This window comes from Klebsiella sp. PCX, from assembly GCF_021869705.1.
Taxonomy (GTDB): Bacteria; Pseudomonadota; Gammaproteobacteria; order Enterobacterales; family Enterobacteriaceae; genus Klebsiella; species Klebsiella quasipneumoniae.
In genome coordinates, this window is sequence record NZ_CP091527.1 from 4,258,681 (window position 1) to 4,279,359 (window position 20,679).

23 protein-coding genes and 1 pseudogene are annotated in these 20,679 nt (G+C 57.0%); 15 read left to right on the forward strand and 9 right to left on the reverse strand.

Annotated elements, in window-relative coordinates; genetic code table 11:
- Positions 1 to 127: 127 nt before the first annotated feature.
- On the forward strand, positions 128 to 337 hold the full coding sequence (locus GQR96_RS20215) for a YdgH/BhsA/McbA family protein (protein WP_002916131.1): 210 nt from the start codon (positions 128 to 130) through the stop codon (positions 335 to 337).
- 95 nt (positions 338 to 432) lie between these two features.
- On the opposite strand, the gene GQR96_RS20220 is transcribed toward GQR96_RS20215, so the two are convergent.
- A complete protein-coding gene (locus GQR96_RS20220) occupies positions 433 to 1,329 on the reverse strand; it encodes an EamA family transporter (protein WP_065905375.1) in 897 nt (298 codons plus the stop codon).
- An 81-nt stretch (positions 1,330 to 1,410) separates the two neighbouring features.
- On the opposite strand from GQR96_RS20220, the gene GQR96_RS20225 reads away from it, so the two are divergent.
- Entirely contained in the window at positions 1,411 to 1,917 is a 507-nt protein-coding gene (locus GQR96_RS20225; RefSeq protein ID WP_004205381.1) for a MarR family winged helix-turn-helix transcriptional regulator, read from the forward strand.
- Here GQR96_RS20225 and GQR96_RS20230 read toward each other — a convergent pair.
- The 5 genes from GQR96_RS20230 to yehD form a co-directional block, all read right to left on the reverse strand.
- Positions 1,914 to 2,870: a nickel/cobalt transporter gene (locus GQR96_RS20230; RefSeq protein WP_065905376.1), complete on the reverse strand. Its 957-nt coding sequence runs from the start codon at positions 2,868 to 2,870 to the stop codon at positions 1,914 to 1,916. The two genes, GQR96_RS20225 and GQR96_RS20230, sit on opposite strands and share 4 nt — an antisense overlap.
- A gap of 152 nt (positions 2,871 to 3,022) precedes the next feature.
- Entirely contained in the window at positions 3,023 to 4,012 is a 990-nt protein-coding gene (locus GQR96_RS20235) for a fimbrial protein (protein ID WP_065905378.1), read from the reverse strand.
- 12 nt (positions 4,013 to 4,024) lie between these two features.
- Positions 4,025 to 6,505, reverse strand: coding sequence for a fimbrial biogenesis outer membrane usher protein (locus GQR96_RS20240; RefSeq protein ID WP_065905382.1), 2,481 nt, complete (start codon positions 6,503 to 6,505; stop codon positions 4,025 to 4,027).
- Positions 6,506 to 6,517: 12 nt separating this feature from the next.
- Positions 6,518 to 7,201 carry a fimbria/pilus periplasmic chaperone gene (locus GQR96_RS20245; RefSeq protein WP_004205373.1) on the reverse strand — a complete coding sequence of 228 codons (684 nt, stop codon included), beginning with the start codon at positions 7,199 to 7,201 and terminating at the stop codon, positions 6,518 to 6,520.
- A gap of 61 nt (positions 7,202 to 7,262) precedes the next feature.
- Complete coding sequence (gene yehD, locus GQR96_RS20250) at positions 7,263 to 7,805, reverse strand: fimbrial protein YehD (RefSeq protein WP_004205371.1); 543 nt, start codon at positions 7,803 to 7,805, stop codon at positions 7,263 to 7,265.
- Positions 7,806 to 8,151: 346 nt separating this feature from the next.
- Between yehD and GQR96_RS20255 the strand changes: the two genes are divergently transcribed.
- The gene (locus GQR96_RS20255) at positions 8,152 to 8,397 is read left to right on the forward strand and encodes a hypothetical protein (protein ID WP_004205369.1); all 246 of its coding nucleotides are present in this window, start codon (positions 8,152 to 8,154) and stop codon (positions 8,395 to 8,397) included.
- A gap of 348 nt (positions 8,398 to 8,745) precedes the next feature.
- Here the strand turns inward: GQR96_RS20255 and GQR96_RS20260 are convergent, their stop codons facing one another.
- Entirely contained in the window at positions 8,746 to 9,006 is a 261-nt protein-coding gene (locus GQR96_RS20260; RefSeq protein WP_004205367.1) for a hypothetical protein, read from the reverse strand.
- Positions 9,007 to 9,174: 168 nt separating this feature from the next.
- On the opposite strand from GQR96_RS20260, the gene fimB reads away from it, so the two are divergent.
- The 10 genes and pseudogenes from fimB to GQR96_RS20310 all read left to right on the forward strand — a co-directional run.
- A complete protein-coding gene (fimB, locus tag GQR96_RS20265; RefSeq protein ID WP_004205366.1) occupies positions 9,175 to 9,780 on the forward strand; it encodes a type 1 fimbria switch DNA invertase FimB in 606 nt (201 codons plus the stop codon).
- Positions 9,781 to 10,234: 454 nt separating this feature from the next.
- On the forward strand, positions 10,235 to 10,843 hold the full coding sequence (gene fimE / locus GQR96_RS20270; protein WP_065905384.1) for a type 1 fimbria switch DNA invertase FimE: 609 nt from the start codon (positions 10,235 to 10,237) through the stop codon (positions 10,841 to 10,843).
- Between the two features lie 481 nt (positions 10,844 to 11,324).
- On the forward strand, positions 11,325 to 11,873 hold the full coding sequence (gene fimA, locus GQR96_RS20275; protein ID WP_004205364.1) for a type 1 fimbrial major subunit FimA: 549 nt from the start codon (positions 11,325 to 11,327) through the stop codon (positions 11,871 to 11,873).
- A gap of 71 nt (positions 11,874 to 11,944) precedes the next feature.
- Positions 11,945 to 12,481, forward strand: a complete 537-nt coding sequence (locus tag GQR96_RS20280) for a type 1 fimbrial minor subunit FimI (RefSeq protein WP_004205362.1) — start codon at positions 11,945 to 11,947, stop codon at positions 12,479 to 12,481.
- Between the two features lie 49 nt (positions 12,482 to 12,530).
- On the forward strand, positions 12,531 to 13,235 hold the full coding sequence (locus tag GQR96_RS20285) for a fimbria/pilus periplasmic chaperone (protein ID WP_017899263.1): 705 nt from the start codon (positions 12,531 to 12,533) through the stop codon (positions 13,233 to 13,235).
- A gap of 81 nt (positions 13,236 to 13,316) precedes the next feature.
- Complete coding sequence (locus tag GQR96_RS20290; protein ID WP_065905385.1) at positions 13,317 to 15,929, forward strand: fimbrial biogenesis usher protein; 2,613 nt, start codon at positions 13,317 to 13,319, stop codon at positions 15,927 to 15,929.
- A gap of 10 nt (positions 15,930 to 15,939) precedes the next feature.
- Entirely contained in the window at positions 15,940 to 16,467 is a 528-nt protein-coding gene (locus GQR96_RS20295) for a type 1 fimbrial adaptor subunit FimF (protein ID WP_049092673.1), read from the forward strand.
- A 27-nt stretch (positions 16,468 to 16,494) separates the two neighbouring features.
- Positions 16,495 to 16,980: a type 1 fimbrial minor subunit FimG gene (locus tag GQR96_RS20300; RefSeq protein WP_072500825.1), complete on the forward strand. Its 486-nt coding sequence runs from the start codon at positions 16,495 to 16,497 to the stop codon at positions 16,978 to 16,980.
- A 17-nt stretch (positions 16,981 to 16,997) separates the two neighbouring features.
- Positions 16,998 to 17,903, forward strand: coding sequence for a fimbrial protein (locus GQR96_RS20305; protein ID WP_004205356.1), 906 nt, complete (start codon positions 16,998 to 17,000; stop codon positions 17,901 to 17,903).
- Positions 17,900 to 18,553: pseudogene (locus tag GQR96_RS20310) on the forward strand (fimbrial protein); the annotation flags it as partial. The gene GQR96_RS20305 and the pseudogene GQR96_RS20310, both read left to right, overlap by 4 nt.
- A gap of 80 nt (positions 18,554 to 18,633) precedes the next feature.
- Here GQR96_RS20310 and GQR96_RS20315 read toward each other — a convergent pair.
- Both GQR96_RS20315 and yjdI read right to left on the reverse strand, forming a co-directional pair.
- The gene (locus GQR96_RS20315) at positions 18,634 to 18,906 is read right to left on the reverse strand and encodes a GNAT family N-acetyltransferase (protein WP_002916201.1); all 273 of its coding nucleotides are present in this window, start codon (positions 18,904 to 18,906) and stop codon (positions 18,634 to 18,636) included.
- A gap of 11 nt (positions 18,907 to 18,917) precedes the next feature.
- On the reverse strand, positions 18,918 to 19,148 hold the full coding sequence (gene yjdI / locus GQR96_RS20320) for a 4Fe-4S mono-cluster protein YjdI (RefSeq protein ID WP_004205354.1): 231 nt from the start codon (positions 19,146 to 19,148) through the stop codon (positions 18,918 to 18,920).
- Positions 19,149 to 19,372: 224 nt separating this feature from the next.
- On the opposite strand from yjdI, the gene GQR96_RS20325 reads away from it, so the two are divergent.
- Both GQR96_RS20325 and mdtN read left to right on the forward strand, forming a co-directional pair.
- Positions 19,373 to 19,645 (forward strand): YtcA family lipoprotein, encoded by a 273-nt coding sequence (locus GQR96_RS20325; protein ID WP_004205353.1) that lies wholly within the window; start codon positions 19,373 to 19,375, stop codon positions 19,643 to 19,645.
- A 6-nt stretch (positions 19,646 to 19,651) separates the two neighbouring features.
- Positions 19,652 to 20,677, forward strand: coding sequence for a multidrug transporter subunit MdtN (gene mdtN, locus GQR96_RS20330; RefSeq protein ID WP_004205352.1), 1,026 nt, complete (start codon positions 19,652 to 19,654; stop codon positions 20,675 to 20,677).
- Positions 20,678 to 20,679 lie beyond the last annotated feature (2 nt).

A 20,679-nucleotide genomic window follows, 5' to 3' on the forward strand; every position in this document is an offset into this window, starting at 1 on the left:
ATCAAACCGCCATAAAAATGTGATCTAAATCGCACTTTTTGCCACGCGCGTTATAGTTAGCAGACTTATTATAAGCCCATCGAAAGCAAACACGCTTTCCACCATAAAAGTTAAAAGGACAAACACCATGAAAAACGTAAAATTACTCGCCGCTGCCGGTATGCTCTCCCTGGTCTCTTTCGCTAGCTTCGCTCATCCGGTGAGCGTAACAGCAGACACCCTGGACAGCGCAGAAGCGAAAATCGCGACCATTGCGAAAGAACAAGGCGCTTCCTACCACATCACTGAAGCGTACACCGGCAACCAGGTCCATATGACCGCCGAGCTCTCTAAATAAGCGAATGGTTGCAGAGGGAGCTGCCGGACAGGCCGCCTGCGGGCGGCTGGTCTGGCTCCCGCCGCCCACCCCGCACACAGCAATGTCGAGCCCCGTTATGGGGCTTTTTTCGTTTTTGCCCCCGCCGCCTGACGCGCCAGCGCGCGCTGAATAGACAACACGCTCGCCAGCACCACGATCAGCCCGACCAGCGCCATCCCCTGGATCTTTTGGCCAAGGAAAATCCACCCCAACACCACGGCGGTCACCGGGCTCAGCAGGCTCATTGCCGATACCGCCACCGGCGAGAGGCGGCCAATCCCCCGGAACCACAGGCCATAGGCCAGCATCGCGCCCGCCACGCACAGCCACAGATAGCCGGCCACCTGCAGCGCTGTCACCTGATGTAAAGGGGGATCAACGATCAGCGCCACGGGCGCCAGCACCACCCCGCCGATCGCCAGCTGCCAGCCGGTTAACGCGACGATCGGCAGGGAGAGCGCCCAGCGGCGGGAGAGCCAGGTGCCCAGCGCCATACTGATCGCCCCGAGAAACGCCGCGCCGATGCCCAGCGGGTCGAGGACGGTGCGCGGCGACAGCAGCAGCATGGCCATACCGAGTATGCCGGCGAGGGCTGAGAATACCGCCAGCCAGGGCGAGCGCTGCCGGTCTACGCACCAGGCGAGAAGCATCACCAGCAGCGGCTGGATCGCGCCAATCACTGCCGCCAGACCGCCGGGTAAGCGATAGGCGGCGATAAACAGCAGCGCCTGAAATGCGCCGATATTTAAGATGCCGGAAACGATAAGCTTTAGCCATTCGCCGCGCTGTGGAAAGCGGCGGCTCCAGATCAGCAGGGCGATGCCTGCCGGCAAAACCCTCAGCAGGGCGGCGATAAACGGCCGGTCGGGGGGAAGAAACTGGGAGGTGACGATGTAGGTCGTCCCCCAGATAGCGGGCGCCAGCGCCGTGAGCAGCAGGTCGAGCATCAGACTACGCGAGAGAAAAGCCATGATTTTATCTTCACTTCAAGTTAAATTGGTGCCGCAAGTATGTACACGCAATTATCTTGATATCAAGACAAGTGAGCACTGATGGACAAATCACCGCCGATCGACGCCGTTGATCGGATCCTTGCCCAGTGGCAGCGGGAGCGGCCAGACCTCGACTGCAGCCCAATGGGGCCAATTGGCCGTCTGAAACGATGCGCCATGCTGCTGGAGCCGCAGGTGGAAGTGGCTTTTACACGCCATGAGCTGGTGCGCTGGGAGTTTGACATGCTGGCGACGCTGCGCCGCGCCGGGGCGCCGTTCATTCTTTCGCCTACCCAGCTCTTCTCCACGCTGATGATCACCTCCGGCACCATGACTCATCGCCTGAAGGCGCTGGAGAAACGCGGATTTATTACCCGCCTGCCCAATCCGGAAGACGCCCGCAGTATGCTGGTCGCCCTGACGCCCGCCGGACGTGAACGCATCGATGAAGCGGTGGAGACCCATGTCGATAATGAACGGCAGCTGCTGGCGGGGCTCAGCGATGGCGAGCGCCAGCAGCTGGATCAGGCGCTGCGGGTATTGATGCGCCTGCTGGAGAGCCGTTAACAGCCGGCGGCGATAAAGTCGCCGTTAGCGCTGATCGGCACCACGGTGAAAAACAATCCCGCGGCAAAGAGGATCAGCGCCAGCCCGCCGAGGATCTTCACCAGCGGCACCAGCCAGGGCCGCGGACGGCTGGTCGCCGTCAGCCGGTTGACGGTACGGTGACGGGCATAGTGCACCGCCAGCGACAGACCAAGGATCGACAGCGCGGTGCCCAGCGCCATGGTCATCACCGCGGCGATGCCCCAGCTGACGATCCCCAGCGCGTTGGCGAACAGCAGGATCATAATCGCTCCGCTGCAGGGCCGGGCGCCGATGGCCAGCACCACGCCCAGGCGTGTCTTCCAGTCGGCGCCCTGCAGGTCGTGTCCCACGCCGTGGTGCCCGCAGCAGCACGAGGCATCATGCTGATGCGCCGGCCTCAGGGCGCGTATTCTCCTTTTACCCGGCAGCAGGCTCTGCAGCGCACGACAGATAACGTAAACCCCAAAGGCGGCGATGGTCAGGGCGCTGATCTTCTCGACGTACCAGCGGCTGGCGCTGAGATCGCCAGCGGCCAGATTCAGCCCCACCGCGAGAATAAAGACAAACAGGATGGCGCTGACGCCCTGCAGCAGGCTGCCGAGAAAAGGCACCACCCGCGCCGCGGTCAGGCTCTCCTGATTGGTGCTCAGGTAAGTGGTGACGATAAACTTGCCGTGGCCCGGTCCGATAGCGTGGAGCACGCCGTAGAGAAAAGCGCCCACCAGCAGCCAGACGCCGCCGCTGTACTGATGGTTGTTCAGCAGCAGAAGGTACATCACCAGATAGCGATGCAAGGTAATTTGCGTGGCGAGGCACCACTGGAGGAAGTCGCCCCAGTGGCTGTGCAAGGTGATGCCGGCGGCCAGCAGAAGAAGGCCGCCGCTCCCGACGGCCAGCAGGCGCCAGTCGCGTTGCGCAAACGGAGTATTCATCAATATGCCATGGTGCAAAGACGTAAACCGCCGGACGCACCTCTCACCTCCGGCGAGCGGTGTACCGGCCCTCCCGGCCAGGGTGAGCGGTACGCCTTCCCTGACCGTTTGGGATAACATTAGCCTGGAGCGCCGCCGACGGCAAAGCGGGATTAGTTGTTATTCACCACGATAATGACCCGGCTCTTGATTGTTCCGGTACGGATATTCTCACCATATTTCATGGGCTTGATGTTGAGAATGATGGGATTTTTCCCCTGGGTGGCGGCCTGAGGCGATTCGTACAGGTAGCCATTGTCATACTGGATATCCGCGCCGTTGGCATCCTGAATACGGAATCCAACCTCACCAGCCCCGGTCGCGGACGACTCTTCATCGTTAGCTAACACCAGGCCGTTTTTCAGAAGCGATGCGCTCCGGAAGGTGTACTCAATTTTGCCCGGCGTCAGCTGCAGCATACCGGAGTCCCCCTGCCGGCAATCGATATAGATCATCTCCGGGCGGTAATCTACGGTCCCCTGTTTAATATCGATGAAATTATAATCACCCATATTAATTTCCGTCGTCGGGTTATCAAAGCCACAGGTCATCACGTTGATCTGCAGAATAATATGGAAAATATAGGTGATGGGGATGTCAGTGCACGTTTTGTCCTTGTTCTGACAGTACCTCAGATTAAGCTTATAACTTACCGTAAACGGCTGTCCAGGAGTGATCACCGGCCTGCCCGCGACCTCGCCCTGACTGATGGCATAGTCAATCGAGGCGGTATCGGTGAAAATATCCGACAATTTATAGTGGGCATTGGTGGTAAAATCTTTGCCAGACAAATTATGCGGCGACAGGTCGAATTTAATTTTATATTTTTCATTACCCACCAGAAAATTATACTCGGTGCTGTGCTGCGCTTCGCCCGTCAGGGTAATAACGACATTCTCTAATGACTGACAAACAAACAGCCAGTCATCATTGGGAAAGGTGCCCTCGCGTAACGCCAGTGTGCCGGAGAGGGTCACGGGTTTGAAAATATAGATACCGTAACCTTCGATCCCTTTCTGGATATAACTGGTGTTCAGGTCGCAATTCCCTGCCCAGGCGCCAAAAGTGCTGAAGGTGAACAGCAGAAACAGTAGCCATCTCATCGTCATAGTCCTTTACCGGCAGACGTAGGTCTGCGCTTCATCAATGTTTTGCTTAAAGGTGATCGTGCAGTACTGATTTTTTGCTTTATCGACAGCCACTTTCAGCGTCGACGGAATCGTATCCGTGCGGATATATAATAAGCTGCCCTGCCCCACGACCCCGACGTTGTGCCCGAGGTTATCCTCGATTTCATAACCAAACGGCAGCGGCTCGCCCGCGGCTTGTCGGGCATGAATCAACCACGGCTTACGCTGGTCGGTATCAAAGTGGCTGACCACCACAGCCCCCCGATACGGGGCCACCATTTTCCGATTGCCTTTCAGCTCCGTGGTGCTGTGGGAATCCGACACATCCAGCATCAGCGCGTTTTCACGGAACGGCGTGAGGTTGTCATAGAGCACAATCCCTTTCCCGTTAGTGGTGCGATATTTCTGCCCATTCACCCGAGCCCCCTCCAGGCCCGGCGCCTGCAAAATCGCGAAGGTATCTGATAATCGATTCGCCAGATTGATGCCCCCGGACCAGAGCACCACGCCACCGGAGAGACTCCCGCTGGCCTGCGTGTAGTTTGACGACTGGCTATAGCTGCCGCTCAGGGTCGCCAGCGGCGCATTCCAGGTGAGATTCGCCCCCGCGGCGGTTTCATTATTTTGCTGCTGATGGCTGAGGTTAACCCCGTAGCTGAACTGATCGCGGGAGCCGGCAATGCCGTTGAGTCCGGTGTTATTGGAGGCAAAGCCACTATTATCAAAGGTGGTGGAGTTCGACAGATTCAACCGACGGCGCGGCGTGGTCAGATCGTCCCCCCAGCTGAACGGAATAGAGAAATACAGGTTAAACCGCTTATCCTGGTGGTGATAATCGTCATAGGTCTGGCTGGCCGATAGCGTATAGGTCAGCCGCTGCCAGGTGTTTGAGTACCCCAGCTGATAATCTTTATTACTGCCGCTTTTTCCCCAGTAGTCGCGCCACAGGGCGCTCAGGGAGATCGCGCCATAGCCCGCCGGCAGCGCCTGGCTTAAATTGACCGACAGCGAGTTTTTTCTACCGAAATCATATTGATAATAATCGGCAATATCATAGATATCGTTTTCGTCACGGTGATAATGAGTTCTGTTCTTCGCCCACACGTGATCGTTAAAGGTGCGGAAATCCCGGCTCGAATAGCGGTAGGCCGCCAGGCCAAAACGGGTCTGGGTTGGGGTCAGGAATTTACTGTAGGCCACCTGATAGCTTTGACCATCGTAGGTGCCATCATCCTGTTCGCTATGCGACTGAGTGGCGTCGACAGAGATCGCGCCGAGCCAGGTATTCCAGCCCGTCCCGAGGGTAAAAGCCGAATAGTGATTGGACAGCATCGAACCGCCGTACAGCGTGAGCAGATTATTCACACCATACAGATAGCTACCCTGAATAAAATCAGCCTGCCGATCGGCCCCTTCGATATGGCTGCGCCCGGCAGCAAGATCGTATTTCGAGACGCCAGCCTGCAGCATATTGGGTACAGAAGAAAAGGGCACCAGATAGCGGGTGACCGTCCCGTCCGCTTCCTTGATGCTCACGTCAAGGTCGGCCCCGCCGCCGGCCATCTGTAAATCAGCAATCGCAAAGGGACCGGGCGGCACCTCTTTCTGATAAATGACGAAACCATTTTGCTCAATGGTCACCAGGGCATTGCTTTGCGCAATCCCCTGGACTATCGGCGTAAAGTTGCGCCTGGAGTTGGGCAACATCTGCATGTCGCGATATAAGCGCACCCCGCGAAAACGCACGGTGTCGAAAATATCCCCTGACGTGTACATATCCCCGGCGCGAAACGTACTTTCTATCTCGCCGAAGCCTCGTTCCAGATAGAGCGTGTTACTCTTCCATTCACCCGAACCAGAATCATTGTTGTTATAGCTTGCGTCAGAGTGCAGTTGCCATCCCAATAGATTTAAGCCGCTGGTAAAGCGGGCAAAGCTGCTTTTGGTATTCCCGGCGCTTTTATAATCGCTGTAATACTGACTGGCATAATAGGACGTGTAGAAGGCGTTAACCCCGCGGTCCCAGCTTTCCGGGGAAGCATAGCCCTCCTCCAGTTCATCAACAAACGCCTGCGGAACGCTGAGCTCGAGGGTCAGGGTGGAGATATCAAAATGGTATTTTCCACCCTGCACCGCCTGGCGCAACGTGATGCATTGCGCCTGAGCCTTTTTGTTCAGCCCCTCGGTCTTAATACCGAGCTGCTGCAGCTGGGATAATGACAGGCAGCTTTCCCCTGGCTGCTCCTTCACCGTCAGGTCATACTTCCCACGCCACTTATTATTGACATATACATCCAGGTTATATTCGCCCGCAACCAGCGCGTCATCTGTAAACTGATAGTGACTGTCTTTGACCCCTTTCATTCCTCCGAACATAAAGTTGGTATCAAAGGTCTCTTCTGCTGCCAGGGCTTCAGCAAATAATGATGCAATAATCGCCAGGGCCAGTGATGTCATCCTTAACATAACCACCTCTTTTTATTTTACGCTGATGCTATCACTAATATAATTTCCGTAATCATCAATAAGAGTTATTTTGTACTGTCTGGCGACGCTGCCGCCGAGGGTGATCATTTGCTGAGAAAATGGTGCCAGCATAATGGCTTTACTGTTTCCCTTAACGTTATTGGTTTTAATTTCGGGAATAGTGATCCAGTTAGCGCTGTTATTTTGTAGGAACAAGTTTTTGCCTTTTTGCTGCAGGACTAAATGATGAAAACTGGCCTGCGTAACGCCAGTGACACCTTCCGGGCGATAAAACAGCTTGATCCGGTTTTGTATTGCAAACTTCACCACATTTTTACCATCATTCACGCTGGCATTGGGTGGGATATCGAGGACATTGAGATAAAATAAACTCTCCTGGTTTCGCGGTAACGTATTGGATAATGCTTTAATTTTAAGCTGCTGGCCGGTATTGGCTCTGACGCGCACCACCGGCGGGGAGATAAGAAAAGGAACACGAATGTTCTCCGGAGTAATGGATGTATTACTGTCGTCGATCCACGCCTGAACCAGGGCGCCGCGATCGCCGCGATTCATTAACTGTACCATCACCTCATTTTTACCGGCCGGATAAATAACACGCGTTCCATAGATCACAATACCCGCCTGCGCAGGGATGATGAAAAATGTCAGTAGCAGCAGAATGAATCCTTTCATCTCTTTCACTCCATGTAAACAGAGACCCGGCGAACGCTCTGCGTTACGCCGGGTTACCACATCACTCGGTTACCACGGTCAGCGTAACGGTCGACTCTACATCGCCCTGGGTGACGGAAGACCCCTGAGCCACCAGCGCATACTGTGCTGAAAAATCAATGGTATAAACACCATTTTCATCGGGTTCGCCATTGAGCGAGATCAGCGAGTCGGCGTTCAGTTCGGCGTTATTTGCCGTCACCACAAAGCCGACGCCGGATGCGCCGCCCGTTACGGTATTTTTCGTAATGTTCGGGTAAGTCGTATCAAACTGGTTACGCGCCAGGCTTATTTTTGGCGGCTTACCGGTACATTTTAATTTTAATGGCACCGTGGTGCTGTTTTTAATACCGGTATAGGTGGCGCCGGCACTCAGGCCGGCAAGACTTTCCTGTCCCACCTGGTTCATCGTAATGGTCGTAGAGTTATTCCCGTCAAGAAATTGACATGTCGTACCCACAACGCGCCCGGTGATAATAACCTCGCCCTGGTCAGTTTCCGCAAAAGCGCCGGCGCTCATAAATACCGTAGACAGTACTGCTGCAGCAATAGTTAAACGCTTCATAAAATAGTTCCTTTTATTTATTTATCCACTTAGCTTGTGAGATGAGAAAAAACTCATGAGGTGAATATTGCACGCAATTAAAACACCGACAATATGTGCATTTAATTAACTTGATAAATATCAAGACAATTAATCCCTTCAGTTTATACCTGATACGAAAATCATGATACTAATATCGTATTATGGATTGCTAATTTAAGAATGAATTCGTCAACAAACTTGTTTAATAAAAAACAAACTTGCTGCCAGCGGCGATGCATTTCGTGCTATTCTCTGCTGAAATATATGATAATTCTATCGATTAATGCTAATAATTTATTGTATTTATCAAACCTAAGGCCCCCCCATGAAAAGATGCTTACTCGCCCTGGTGTGCGTCGCGCTGCTGACGCCCTCGCTTTCGGCGCAGGCGACCTGGCGCAGCGACCAGCGCCAGGACGCTCGCGATATCCGCCAGGATAGCCGCGAGCAGGGCCGTGAAACCAAGCAAGAGTGCGTCAGAAATAATAATCAAAGCAACGCCAGCTGCCGTCACGATAAGCGGGAAAACCGCCGCGAAGGTCGTCAGGAAGCCCGCGACGAAAAATGGTAAGTCAGCCTGCTCCGGTGGATATCAGATCGCGGACTTCTGCCACCGGAGCCTTTAACACCGCCTGCGACACCGGACCGTCGTGTCTATCCCCTACCTGCTCTTTATTCTTAACTCGCCGCAGAATATTACCCACACCAGTCTGCAGCCTATGCCTCTCTTATACCCACCGCCTGATATCACCGCTTCCGCCGATTACCGCCCACGCTCCCACAGCACCATTAAGATTAAGCTCAACCCGTTAAATAAGACCTAAAGTGCCCTCACAGAGACAATGGCTATTATCCCCAGGCTTTTTGCAGTATGGTTTAATCTCTGTTGTAGTTTTGCAGTGAATGCTATCCAGACGGTTCAAGGTTGTATTCTGTCTGAGAAATTACTCATGCCATTCCCGTCGCTGAGATACGGGAGGCCGGCTGGCTGACGCCGTGCCGCCCCGACAGCCGGGAAATAAATCATGACGGCATTGATGGCCGCCTTGCCGTGGCCGGAAGCCAGTGCCTTCATCATCAAGCGGGCATCATCAAGAGGATCAGGGATGTACAGGACGTGGAAACCTCCAGGAAAGATTCGCCAGTTCAACCAGCTAACCCTTTCTTTACCCTTCAGCATACGGCGTCTTATCGCTGGGGATGGCGATAGCCCATGATACCGCATGCTCCCGTAGCAAATAAAAACGTTATCAGCACGCTGTTAAAAAATAAAAAGGCAGTCGCATTTAACAATGACCTGACGCAGGCCTGTAAAGCGTAATATTTGCCTGCCATAAAAGGGAACACTATGACGAATAACGCCGAGATAAAAAAAAGGAACTTCCTGACTCAGAATGAAATCGAGTCGCTACTTAAAGCCGCCGATAGCGGTCCCTATGCCGCACGTAATTATTGCCTGACGCTGCTGTGCTTCATCCATGGTCTGCGCGCCAGCGAGATCTGTCGCCTGAGAATATCCGATATCGACCTTGCTTCCCGCTGCGTTTATATCCATCGGCTAAAAAAGGGGTTTTCGACCACCCACCCTTTGCTGAATAAAGAGATCCACGCCCTAAAGCGCTGGCTGGCCATTCGCAACACCTGGCCGCAGGCCGCCAGCGAGTGGCTATTTCTCTCCCGCAAAGGCAATCCCCTTTCCCGCCAGCAGTTTTATCAAATTATCGCCTCCTCTGGCGACCAGGCGGGATTGCCGCTGGAGATCCACCCGCACATGCTGCGCCACTCCTGTGGCTTTGCGCTGGCCAATATGGGTATCGATACCCGTCTGATCCAGGACTATCTCGGACACCGCAATATTCGCCATACCGTCTGGTATACCGCCAGCAACGCGGGACGCTTCTATGGTATCTGGGACAATACGCGCGACAAACAGCGCCTGTCGCTGCTTCAGTAAGCCTGACGCCACGGATGGCGTTGTACCGCGTTGCGGGGAAATTAAATAGCAATAAATTAACCCTCAGTTAATTATGATTACTGTTCCCGCAAGTTCTTATTTAATCCTGCGGTCTCATCGTTAAATTGACCCTGTATTAATTCCGGTTTTGCCGTGATTCTTTATTGTTGGCTAAAAATCCATCCCGCTATTTTTTAAAATCTACCGAGTGAAAAATCCCTTTTATTTTATGCACATGCTATAAAACCCGAGCAGATCTATTGTGACCTTGCTTAAAATCTCTAAAATTAAGAATTATCGCCAGGCGATATTTTGACTGGCTGTAAATATAATATGCTATCTATACGTGGTTAATCGCCTTCACCTTGTACCGTTCTTACATTACGGATCTTTTCCGTCATGGCGTATGGTTTCGCCATGACGACCCCTCACCTCTTTTTCAGGAGTAATTATTGTGAACCGACGTCGTTTTCTTACCGCCAAAGAAGTTCAGGCTATGATGCAGGCCGCGCGTCAGGGCGCCACCGGCGAGCGGGACTACTGCCTCATCCTTCTCGCCTTTCGCCACGGGATGCGCATCAGCGAACTGCTGGATCTGCACTATCACGATCTGGATCTACGGGAAGGCCGGGTCAATGTGCGGCGGTTGAAGAACGGTTTTTCAACTATTCACCCGCTGCGCTTTGATGAACGTGAGGCCATTGAGCGCTGGAGTCAGGTCCGCGCCGGCTGGAAAGCGGCGGCCAAAACCGACGCGCTTTTTATCTCCCGTCGCGGGACCCCGCTCTCACGCCAGCAGGCGTATCGTATTATTCGCTCCGCCGGGGAAAAGGCGGGTACCGTGACGCAGACCCACCCCCATATGCTGCGTCACGCCTGCGGCTACGAACTGGCGGAAAGAGGTACAGATACCCGTTTGATCCAGGATTACCTCGGTCATCGTAATATTCGACACACGGTACGCTACACCGCCAGCAATGCGGCGCGTTTCGCTGGAATATGGGAAAGAAATAATCTTATTGGAGAAAGCATTGCAGAATCGGGAATTGATACAACTGATTGAATTTAATTAAAAAAATAAACCGTGAACAGGTCAATTGGGGCCAAACTGTTTATATCATAAAAATGTTTTGACATATTTTGCAACTCACCACGCCATATTTCTGCAGAAAAATTATTAACTACATGTTTTTAATATATTTTTAAAGCGTCAATTACGCACTTTTCCCCACCCTGCCCTCCCGTTGCATTGGCGCGCCTTCGCCAGCGGTATCTCTCTTCCTTTCGCACTCTCGCTAACATCACCAGATTAAATAACCAATAAAACCACATTAAACAGATTTTAATACCGGAAAACAGGCAAGATTAAACAACGAACAGATCGTTTATCTCAACGAGTCAAAATGGCCCCAATTGTCTCATCGGTTGGGCGAAAACTGTGCAGAGCCGGCAGCCAGACCACTCGGCTGAAATCTGAAATGCCTGGAAGGCACAACGGCTGCCAATCCGGTTCGTTATTTCGACATCGTTCAAAGGAAAACAGTATGAAAATCAAAACACTGGCAATGATTGTTGTGTCAGCCCTGTCTCTGAGCTCCGCGGCGGCCCTGGCCGATACCACCACGGTTAACGGCGGGACCGTCCATTTTAAAGGGGAAGTCGTTAACGCGGCCTGTGCGGTGGATGCCGGCTCTATCGATCAAACCGTCCAGTTGGGCCAGGTGCGTTCCGCGAAGCTGGCCACGGCGGGGAGCACCAGTTCGTCCGTTGGTTTCAACATTCAGCTGGATGATTGCGACACCACGGTAGCAACCAAAGCGTCCGTCGCCTTCGCCGGTACGGCCATCGACAGCAGCAATACCACCGTTCTGGCGCTGCAAAACTCTGCCGCCGGCAGCGCGACCAACGTCGGCGTGCAGATCCTCGACAACACCGGCACGCCGCTGGCGCTGGACGGCGCCACCTTCAGCGCAGCCACCACGCTGAATGACGGCACCAACATCATTCCGTTCCAGGCACGTTACTACGCCACTGGCGCCGCGACCGCCGGTATCGCGAACGCTGACGCCACCTTCAAAGTGCAGTACGAGTAAGGCAAACATCAGGCAAGGAAGCCATCCGGGCCAGGAGGGCCCGCGCTTAATTTTGCAACCGGGGTGAAACGATGCAGGGAATGAAATCGGGTCTGCTACTGCTGCTGCCTCCGCTGGCGCTGGCCGGTAATCAGTGGAACGTCACGCTGCCGGGGGGCAGCATGCGCTTTCAGGGCCTGATCATGGCCAGTTCCTGCCGCGTCGAAGCCGGCGATCGGCAGATGACGGTCAATCTGGGACAGATCAGCAGTAACCGATTTCACGACGTGGGCGAAGACAGCAACCCGATCCCTTTCACGATTCATTTACAGGATTGCAGTACGGCAGTCAGCCAGCATGTCGGGGTGGCATTTCACGGCGTGGCTGACGGCAAAAACCCCGACGTGCTGTCGGTGGGTGAAGGCCCGGGGATCGCCAGCGGGATCGGCATCGCGCTGTTCGACAGTCACGGCCAGCAGCTGCCTCTCAATCGTCCGCCGGATCGCTGGGTGCCGCTCTACCGCGGACCGACGACGCTAAATTTCGTCGCCAAATATCGGGCGACCGGACGCCAGGTCACCGGCGGCGCGGCCAACGCCCAGGCCTGGTTCTCATTAACCTATCAGTAATCAACCCGCAGACCAGCAGGACAACACCGTGAGCAGACAAGGAGATAATGTGAGAAAAACAGCAACGACGATACGCGGCATACTGACGGGATGTGTGCTTTTCGCCGCCGGCGCGTTGAGCGCCAGCGCGCACGCGGGCGTCGCGCTGGGCGCGACTCGGGTCATCTACCCGGCGGGTCAGAAACAGGTCCAGCTGGCGGTGACCAATAACGACGACAACAGCACCTGGCTTATTCAGTCATGGGTGGAAAATGCCGATGGGCAGCGAGACGGCCGGTTTGTTATCACTCCCCCGCTGTTTGCCATGCAGGGCAAAAAAGAGAATACCCTGCGCATTATCGATGCGACCAATAACCAGCTGCCGCAGGATCGGGAAAGCCTGTTCTGGATGAACGTGAAGGCTATTCCCTCAATGGATAAATCGAAGCTCAGCGACAACACCCTCCAGTTGGCGATTATCAGCCGCATCAAGCTCTACTACCGACCGGCAAAACTGACCCTGCCCCCGGATCAGGCGGCGGACAAGCTGACCTTTAGCCGCAACGGATCGTCGCTAACGCTGACGAATCCAACCCCTTATTACCTGACGGTGACCGAACTGAACGCCGGAACGCGCATTCTGGAAAACGCCCTGGTGCCGCCGATGGGTAAAACCAGCGTCAAGCTGCCCGCGGATGCCGGCAACACCATCACCTATCGCACCATTAACGATTACGGCGCGCTGACGCCGAAAATGAATGGCGTACTGCGTTAAATCTGGTGTGCCCCGCCGCGCGGGCCACGCTGCGCATGACCAGAAGCACTGACAGCCGGGCAACGTCGGACCGGAGGGATTATGTCACATCGAAAATATGGACTGGACCATGAGGGTCGCCGAAGCGCCCGGCGCCTGATTACGCCGGCGCTGACGCTGTGGCTCTGCTCACAGCCGTTCGCCGCGCAGGCGGACCTCTATTTTAACCCCCGCTTTTTAGCTGACGATCCGGCGGCGGTGGCAGACCTGTCGGGATTTGAAAAAGGCCAGGAGGTCCCGCCGGGCACCTATCGCGTCGATATTTATCTCAATAACGGCTATATGACCACCCGGGACGTCACTTTCCAGGCCGATGCGCAAGGCCATGGCCTGTCGCCCTGCCTGACCCGCGGCCAGCTGGCGAGCATGGGGGTGGATACCGGACGGGTGACGGGCATGGCGGCCCTGGACAGTACGGCCTGCGTGCCGCTAACGACGCTCATCAGCGAAGCCACCACCCGCTTCGATGTCGGCCAACAGCGCCTGTATCTCACCGTACCCCAGGCGTTTATGGGCAGCCACGCCCGCGGGTATATCCCGCCGGAGCTATGGGATAACGGCATCACCGCCGGGCTGATTAACTATAACTTCACCGGTAATAACGTCCATAACACCACCGGGGGCAACAGCCGTTACGCCTATCTGAACCTGCAGAGCGGTCTGAACTTCGGTCCGTGGCGCCTGCGCGACAACAGCACCTGGAGTTACAGCAGCGGCGGCAGCGCGTCATCCAATGAGAACCGCTGGCAGCACGTCAACAGCTGGCTTGAGCGGGACATTATTTCCCTGCGCTCGCGGCTTACCCTCGGGGATAGCTACACCAACGGCGATGTCTTCGACGGGATCAACTTCCGCGGCGCGCAGCTGGCCTCGGATGACAATATGCTGCCGGACAGCCAGAAAGGCTTCGCGCCGGTGATCCACGGGATCGCCCGCGGCACCGCGCAGGTGTCAGTCAAACAAAACGGCTACGAAATCTACCAGAGCACGGTGCCGCCGGGGCCGTTTACCATCGACGATCTCTACGCCGCGGGCAACGGCGGCGATCTGCAGGTCACCATTAAAGAAGCGGATGGCACCCGCCAGGTCTTCAGCGTGCCCTGGTCAACGGTGCCGGTGCTGCAGCGCGAAGGCCATACCCGCTTCGCCCTCACCGCCGGGGAGTACCGCAGCGGCAACAGCCAGCAGGAAACGCCCGATTTTTTCCAGAGCACGGCCATGCATGGCCTGCCGGCCGGCTGGACCCTGTACGGCGGCACCCAGCTGGCGGACCGCTATCGCGCCTTTAACCTCGGGGTGGGGAAAAACATGGGCTATTTCGGCGCCTTATCGCTGGATATCACCCAGGCCAACGCCACCCTGCCTGACGACAGCGAGCATCAGGGACAGTCGGTGCGTTTTCTCTATAACAAGTCACTGGATGAGACCGGCACCAACCTGCAGCTGGTGGGCTACCGCTACTCCACCCGCGGCTACTATAACTTTGCCGATACCACCTACCGCCGGATGAGCGGCTACAGCGTGGAAACCCAGGACGGGGTTATCCAGGTGAAACCCAAATTTACCGACTACTACAATCTGGCTTACAGCAAGCGCGGTAAGGTGCAGCTGAGCGTGACCCAACAGCTGGGGCGCACCGCCACCCTCTATCTGAGCGGCAGCCACCAGACCTACTGGGGCACCGACGATGCCGATGAGCAACTGCAGGCCGGCCTCAACGCCGCCGTAGACGATATCAACTGGTCGCTAAGCTACAGCCTGACGAAAAATGCATGGCAGCAGGGGCGCGATCAGATGCTGGCGGTCAACGTCAATATCCCCTTCAGCCACTGGCTGCGTTCCGATAGCCGTTCGGTCTGGCGGCACGCCAGCGCCAGCTACAGCCTGTCGCACGATCTCAATGGCCGCATGACCAATCTGGCGGGCCTGTACGGCACCCTGCTGGAAGACAATAACCTCAGCTATAGCGTACAGACCGGCTATGCGGGCGGCGGCAACGGCGACAGCGGGAGCACCGGCTATACCGCGCTCAACTACCGCGGCGGCTACGGCAACGCCAACGTCGGCTACAGCCGCAGCGATGGTTTCAAACAGCTCTACTACGGGGTCAGCGGCGGCGTGCTGGCGCACGCCAACGGCATCACCCTGAGCCAGCCGCTGAACGATACCGTAGTGCTGGTGAAAGCCCCCGGCGCCGGCGGCGTGAAGGTAGAAAATCAGACCGGGGTGCGCACCGACTGGCGCGGGTATGCCGTCCTGCCGTATGCCACCGAGTATCGCGAAAACCGGGTCGCGCTGGACACCAATACCCTGGCCGACAATGTCGATCTTGACGATGCAGTGGTCGGCGTGGTGCCTACCCATGGGGCGATCGTCCGCGCCAGCTTTAACGCCCAGGTGGGAATGAAGATTCTGATGACGCTGACCCATCGCGGCAAACCGGTGCCGTTTGGCGCCCTCGCCACCAGCGACAGCAACCAGAGCGGCAGCATCGTCGCGGATAACGGTCAGGTCTACCTCAGCGGGATGCCGCTGGCGGGCAAGGTGCGGGTGAAATGGGGCGATGGCCCGGACGCCCAGTGCGTGGCCGATTATCGTCTGCCGCCGGAGAGCCAGCAGCAGTCGCTCAGCCAGCTGTCCGTCGCGTGTCGCTAAGGAGATGATGATGAGAACACCGCAGTTTCTGCTGAGCGCCCTGCTCGCTCTGTTCGCGCCGCTGGCCTTCGCTGCCGACAGCACGATCGCCATCAGCGGCTATGTGCGCGACAACGCTTGCGCGGTGGCCGGAGAGTCGAAGGATTTCACCGTCGATTTGCAGGACAACGCCGCGAAGCAGTTTTACGCCGTCGGGGCGACGACCCCGCCGGTGCCGTTCCGTATCGTGCTATCGCCCTGCGGCACTTCCGTCACCGCGGTGAAGGTCGGCTTCACCGGCGTGGCGGACAGCGTCAATACCAGCCTGTTAAAACTTGACGCCGGCGCCTCGGCGGCGGCGGGAATGGGGGTGGACATTCTCGACCAGCAGCAGTCCCGGCTGCCTGTCAATGCCCCGTCGTCAGCCATCGCCTGGACCACGCTGACGCCGGGCCAGACCAACATCCTGAACTTTTACGCCCGTCTGATGGCCACGCAGGTGCCCGTCACGCCCGGGCATGTCAATGCGACAGCAACATTCACCCTGGAATTTCAGTAAGTGGAGGCTGAAATGAAATGGACCCACGTGGGCTGGCTGCTGGCCGGCCTGTTAACCGCGAGCCCTTCCCTGCGGTCGGCCGACGTCACCCTTACCGTCAACGGGAAGGTGGTGGCCAGACCCTGCACGGTCTCCACCGTCAATGCCACCGTCGAGCTGGGCGATCTCTACACCTTCAGCCTGATTGGCGCAGGCTCGGCATCGGCCTGGCACAGCGTGGCGCTGGATCTCAGCAACTGCCCCGTCGGTACCTCACGGGTGAAGGCCACCTTCAGCGGGACCGCGGACAGCACCGGCTATTACAAAAACCAGGGGACGGCGGGCAATATTCAGCTCGAATTGCAGAGCGAGGATGGCACCACGCTGAACAATGGCAGCAGCCAGTCGGTACAGGTGGATGAGGCCAGCCAGTCCGCCCGCTTCCCGTTGCAGGTCAGGGCCCTGTCGGTCAACGGCGGCGCCACGCAAGGCACCATTCAGGCGGTGATTAACGTGACCTATACCTACGCCTGAGCCAGGAGAGCATCATGATGAAAAAAATTATCCCTTTATTCACCACCCTGCTGCTGTTGGGCTGGTCGATGAACGCCTGGTCCTTCGCCTGCAAAACGGCCACCGGCGCGACGATCCCCATCGGCGGCGGCTCAGCCAACGTCTACGTTAACCTGACCCCGGCGGTCAACGTCGGGCAAAACCTGGTGGTCGACCTCTCCACGCAGATTTTTTGCCATAACGACTATCCGGAAACGATCACTGACTACGTGACCCTGCAGCGCGGATCCGCCTATGGCGGTGTGCTGTCGAGTTTCTCTGGCACCGTGAAATATAACGGCACCTCTTACCCCTTCCCGACCACCACGGAAACGGCGCGGGTGATTTACGATTCCCGGACCGATAAGCCCTGGCCGGCCGTCCTGTATCTGACGCCGGTCAGCACCGCCGGCGGGGTGGCGATCACCGCAGGATCGTTAATCGCGGTGCTGATCCTGCATCAGACCAACAACTACAATAGCGACTCCTTCCAGTTCATCTGGAATATCTATGCCAATAACGACGTGGTGGTCCCCACCGGCGGCTGCGATGTCTCCGCCCGCGATGTCACCGTCACCCTCCCCGACTACCCGGGCTCCATGGCCGTGCCGCTCACCGTGCACTGCGCGCAGAGCCAACAGCTGGGGTATTACCTCTCCGGCGCCACCGCGGACAGCGCTAACGCGATCTTCACTAACACCGCCTCCGCCTCGCCGGCGCAAGGGATAGGCGTCCAGCTTACCCGCAACGGCAGCGCCGTGCCGGCGAACAGCACGGTCTCACTGGGCACCGTCGGAACCTCGCCGGTCAATCTCGGCCTGACGGCGACCTACGCCCGGACCACAGGCCAGGTCACCGCCGGCAACGTGCAGTCGATCATCGGCATTACCTTTGTCTATCAATGATGACCGAGTACATCCTCTCTCCCTGCTCGCTGGCCGCCCGTGGGTTGAGCCAGCTGATGCACAACGCGGCGAAGCGGCCCGTCGTGCTGCCGGTGGAGGGCGTCTCTCTGCGGGAGCTGGCCGCGGTGAAGCGGATCGTGGTCTTTCTTCCTGACGATCCACTGTGGATGCTCACCACACTGCGCCAGGCGGCCAGGCTGCTCGACCAGGCATCACGCCCGTTGCCGATGCTGATGCTTAGCCGCAGCCCGGCCATCTGGCTGTGGCGAACGCTGCTTTATCAGGTGAGCCATCCGGATCGTTTGCGCAACGTCCATGCCGCTCCTGCCGACCTCCCCTGCGCGCAATTGATCCATCGGCTGAAGAACGCGCCGCGGCTTGAACGCCTTGCCAGTGAAGCCGCCCTGATCCACCGAAAACGGGCCGCTGGATTAAGTCATGCCGAGCTCAAAGCGCTCCTCGCCCTGCTGCAAGGGCAGACGATAGGCGAGCAGTCGCAACGTCTCGGATTGAGCCAGAAAACGCTCTACGCTCAGCGGCTGGCGGGGGTGAAAAAGCTGGTGGAATATCACCCGCATCTGGCCCCTCGCTTTCCGCACAGGCAGCCGCCTCGTTCATCAGCAAACTCACGGTCGGCGTTTGTCCGGGCATGAGGGGAAGCGATGAGTGACTAAAGGCGTGGATTCGCTGGCGAGAGAAAAGCGCACCGGTTTACACCGGTGCCGGTACGTCAGGCGCGAATATCGTCGTATTCACGGGTGTTATCGAATTCATGTTTGGCAAACGGGCAGAGAGGAATAATCTTCCGCTGCTCCTGGCGCATTTTTTCCACCACCTTCGCCACCAGCTGTTTCCCCACCCCCTGGCCTTTCAGGCTGGGATCGACATCGGTATGTTCGATAATGCTGAGGTGTTCGCCGGTGGGAACAAAAACAATCTCCGCGACCTGGTTACCCTGCGCGTCGTTAACATAAAATTTGTTGTGCCCTTCCAGTATTTCCATCTTCTCCTCGCTTATTTATGACGATATTGCAGCGCGCCGCTCGGGCAGGTATCGATCACCTTCACCACCGTCGCGACATCTACTTCATCCGGGATGATCCACGGCTTACGCTTGAGATTGAACAGCTTCGCGCTGCCGCGCACGCAGTTCCCGGAATGCTGACAGATCGCCGTATTAAAGTAGACGTCGATTTTCTCCCCGGTGTAGGCCCGGTAGCCGGCTTCCAGTAATTCCTTATCCATGACATTGCCTCGGTCTTGTTTTATGACTTTCAGGCTAAGCATAGTCCTCCGCTTGACGGCTGACTATGCGCAAGTCGGTAATGGGCGTGAGGAGAGCGATTTTGCGCATCCTCCCCCTCTCCCGGCGCGCAAGGATCCCGCAGTCAACGAACGGTTGACTTTCATTCCCGCAACGAGGCGATTACACTCATGACACACTGGTAAGAGCACTCAGGGATGTTCCATTGAATCATATTGCCACCATAGCCCGCCCAGCGCGGCTACTGCTCGTCTTGCCGCTAACCGGCTGCTCACTCTCACCAGCGATCCCGGTACTGGGCGCCGCATTCCCCGGCTGGTTTTTCTGCTTGTTGGGCGGGGCGTTTTTACTGATCCCCTGCCATATCCTGATTACCCGTAAAGGCTGGCAGCCTCGCTTTTCTCCCCTGGTCTTCAGCTATGTCGCGCTGATGTTCCTGTTCGCCACACTGCTGTGGTTTCTGTTTTTTGTTCACTGATCGCTTATGACTACTTCCCGCACTCCCCTGTTACGCAAGAAATGGCCTCTGCTGGCGCTGGTCCTGGCCGCCATCCTGGCGTTGATCCTGGTTATCTGGCAGTTGCAAACGTCGCCAGAGACCAATGACGCCTATGTCTACGCCGATACCATCGATGTGGTGCCCGAGGTCAGCGGGCGCATCGTGGAGATGCCCATTCGCGATAACCAGCGGGTGAAAAAAGGCGATCTGCTGTTCCGCATCGACCCCCGCCCCTATCAGGCGATGCTCGATGACGCGAAAGCGCGGCTGACGACCCTCGACGCGCAGATTATGCTGACCCAGCGCACCATCAAAGCGCAGGAGTATAACGCCCAGTCGGTGGCGGCCGCCGTCGAGCGCGCCAGAGCGCTGGTCAAGCAGACCACCTCCACGCGCATCCGCCTTGAGCCGCTGGTGCCGCAGGGGTTTGCCTCGCAGGAAGATCTCGATCAGGCGCGCACCGCCGAGAAAGCGGCGCGGGCGGAGCTGGAGGCCACGCTGCTGCAGGCCAGACAGGCCTCGGCGGCTGTGACCGGCGTGGATGCCATGGTGGCGCAACGCGCCGGGATCCTGGCGCAAATCGCCCTCGCCGAACTGCATCTGGAATTCACCGAAGTGCGCGCGCCGTTCAACGGCGTGGTGGTGGCGCTGAAAACCACCGTCGGCCAGTACGCTTCGGCGCTGAAGCCAGTCTTCACCCTGCTGGATGACGACCGCTGGTATGTGATCGCTAACTTCCGCGAAACCGACCTGAACAACGTGCACCCTGGGGTGGCGGCGCGCATCACCGTGATGACCAACCACAACCGGACCTTTAACGGGGTGGTGGATTCGGTCGGCTCCGGCGTCCTGCCCGAAGGCGGGAGCGTCATCGAAGGCCTGCCGCTGATCCAGAAAAGCATTAACTGGGTCCACGTCTCGCAGCGCTTCCCGGTGAAAATCGCCGTCAGCGATCCCGATCCGGAACTGTTCCGCATGGGCGCCTCGGCCAGCGCCGTGCTGCAGCCGTAGTC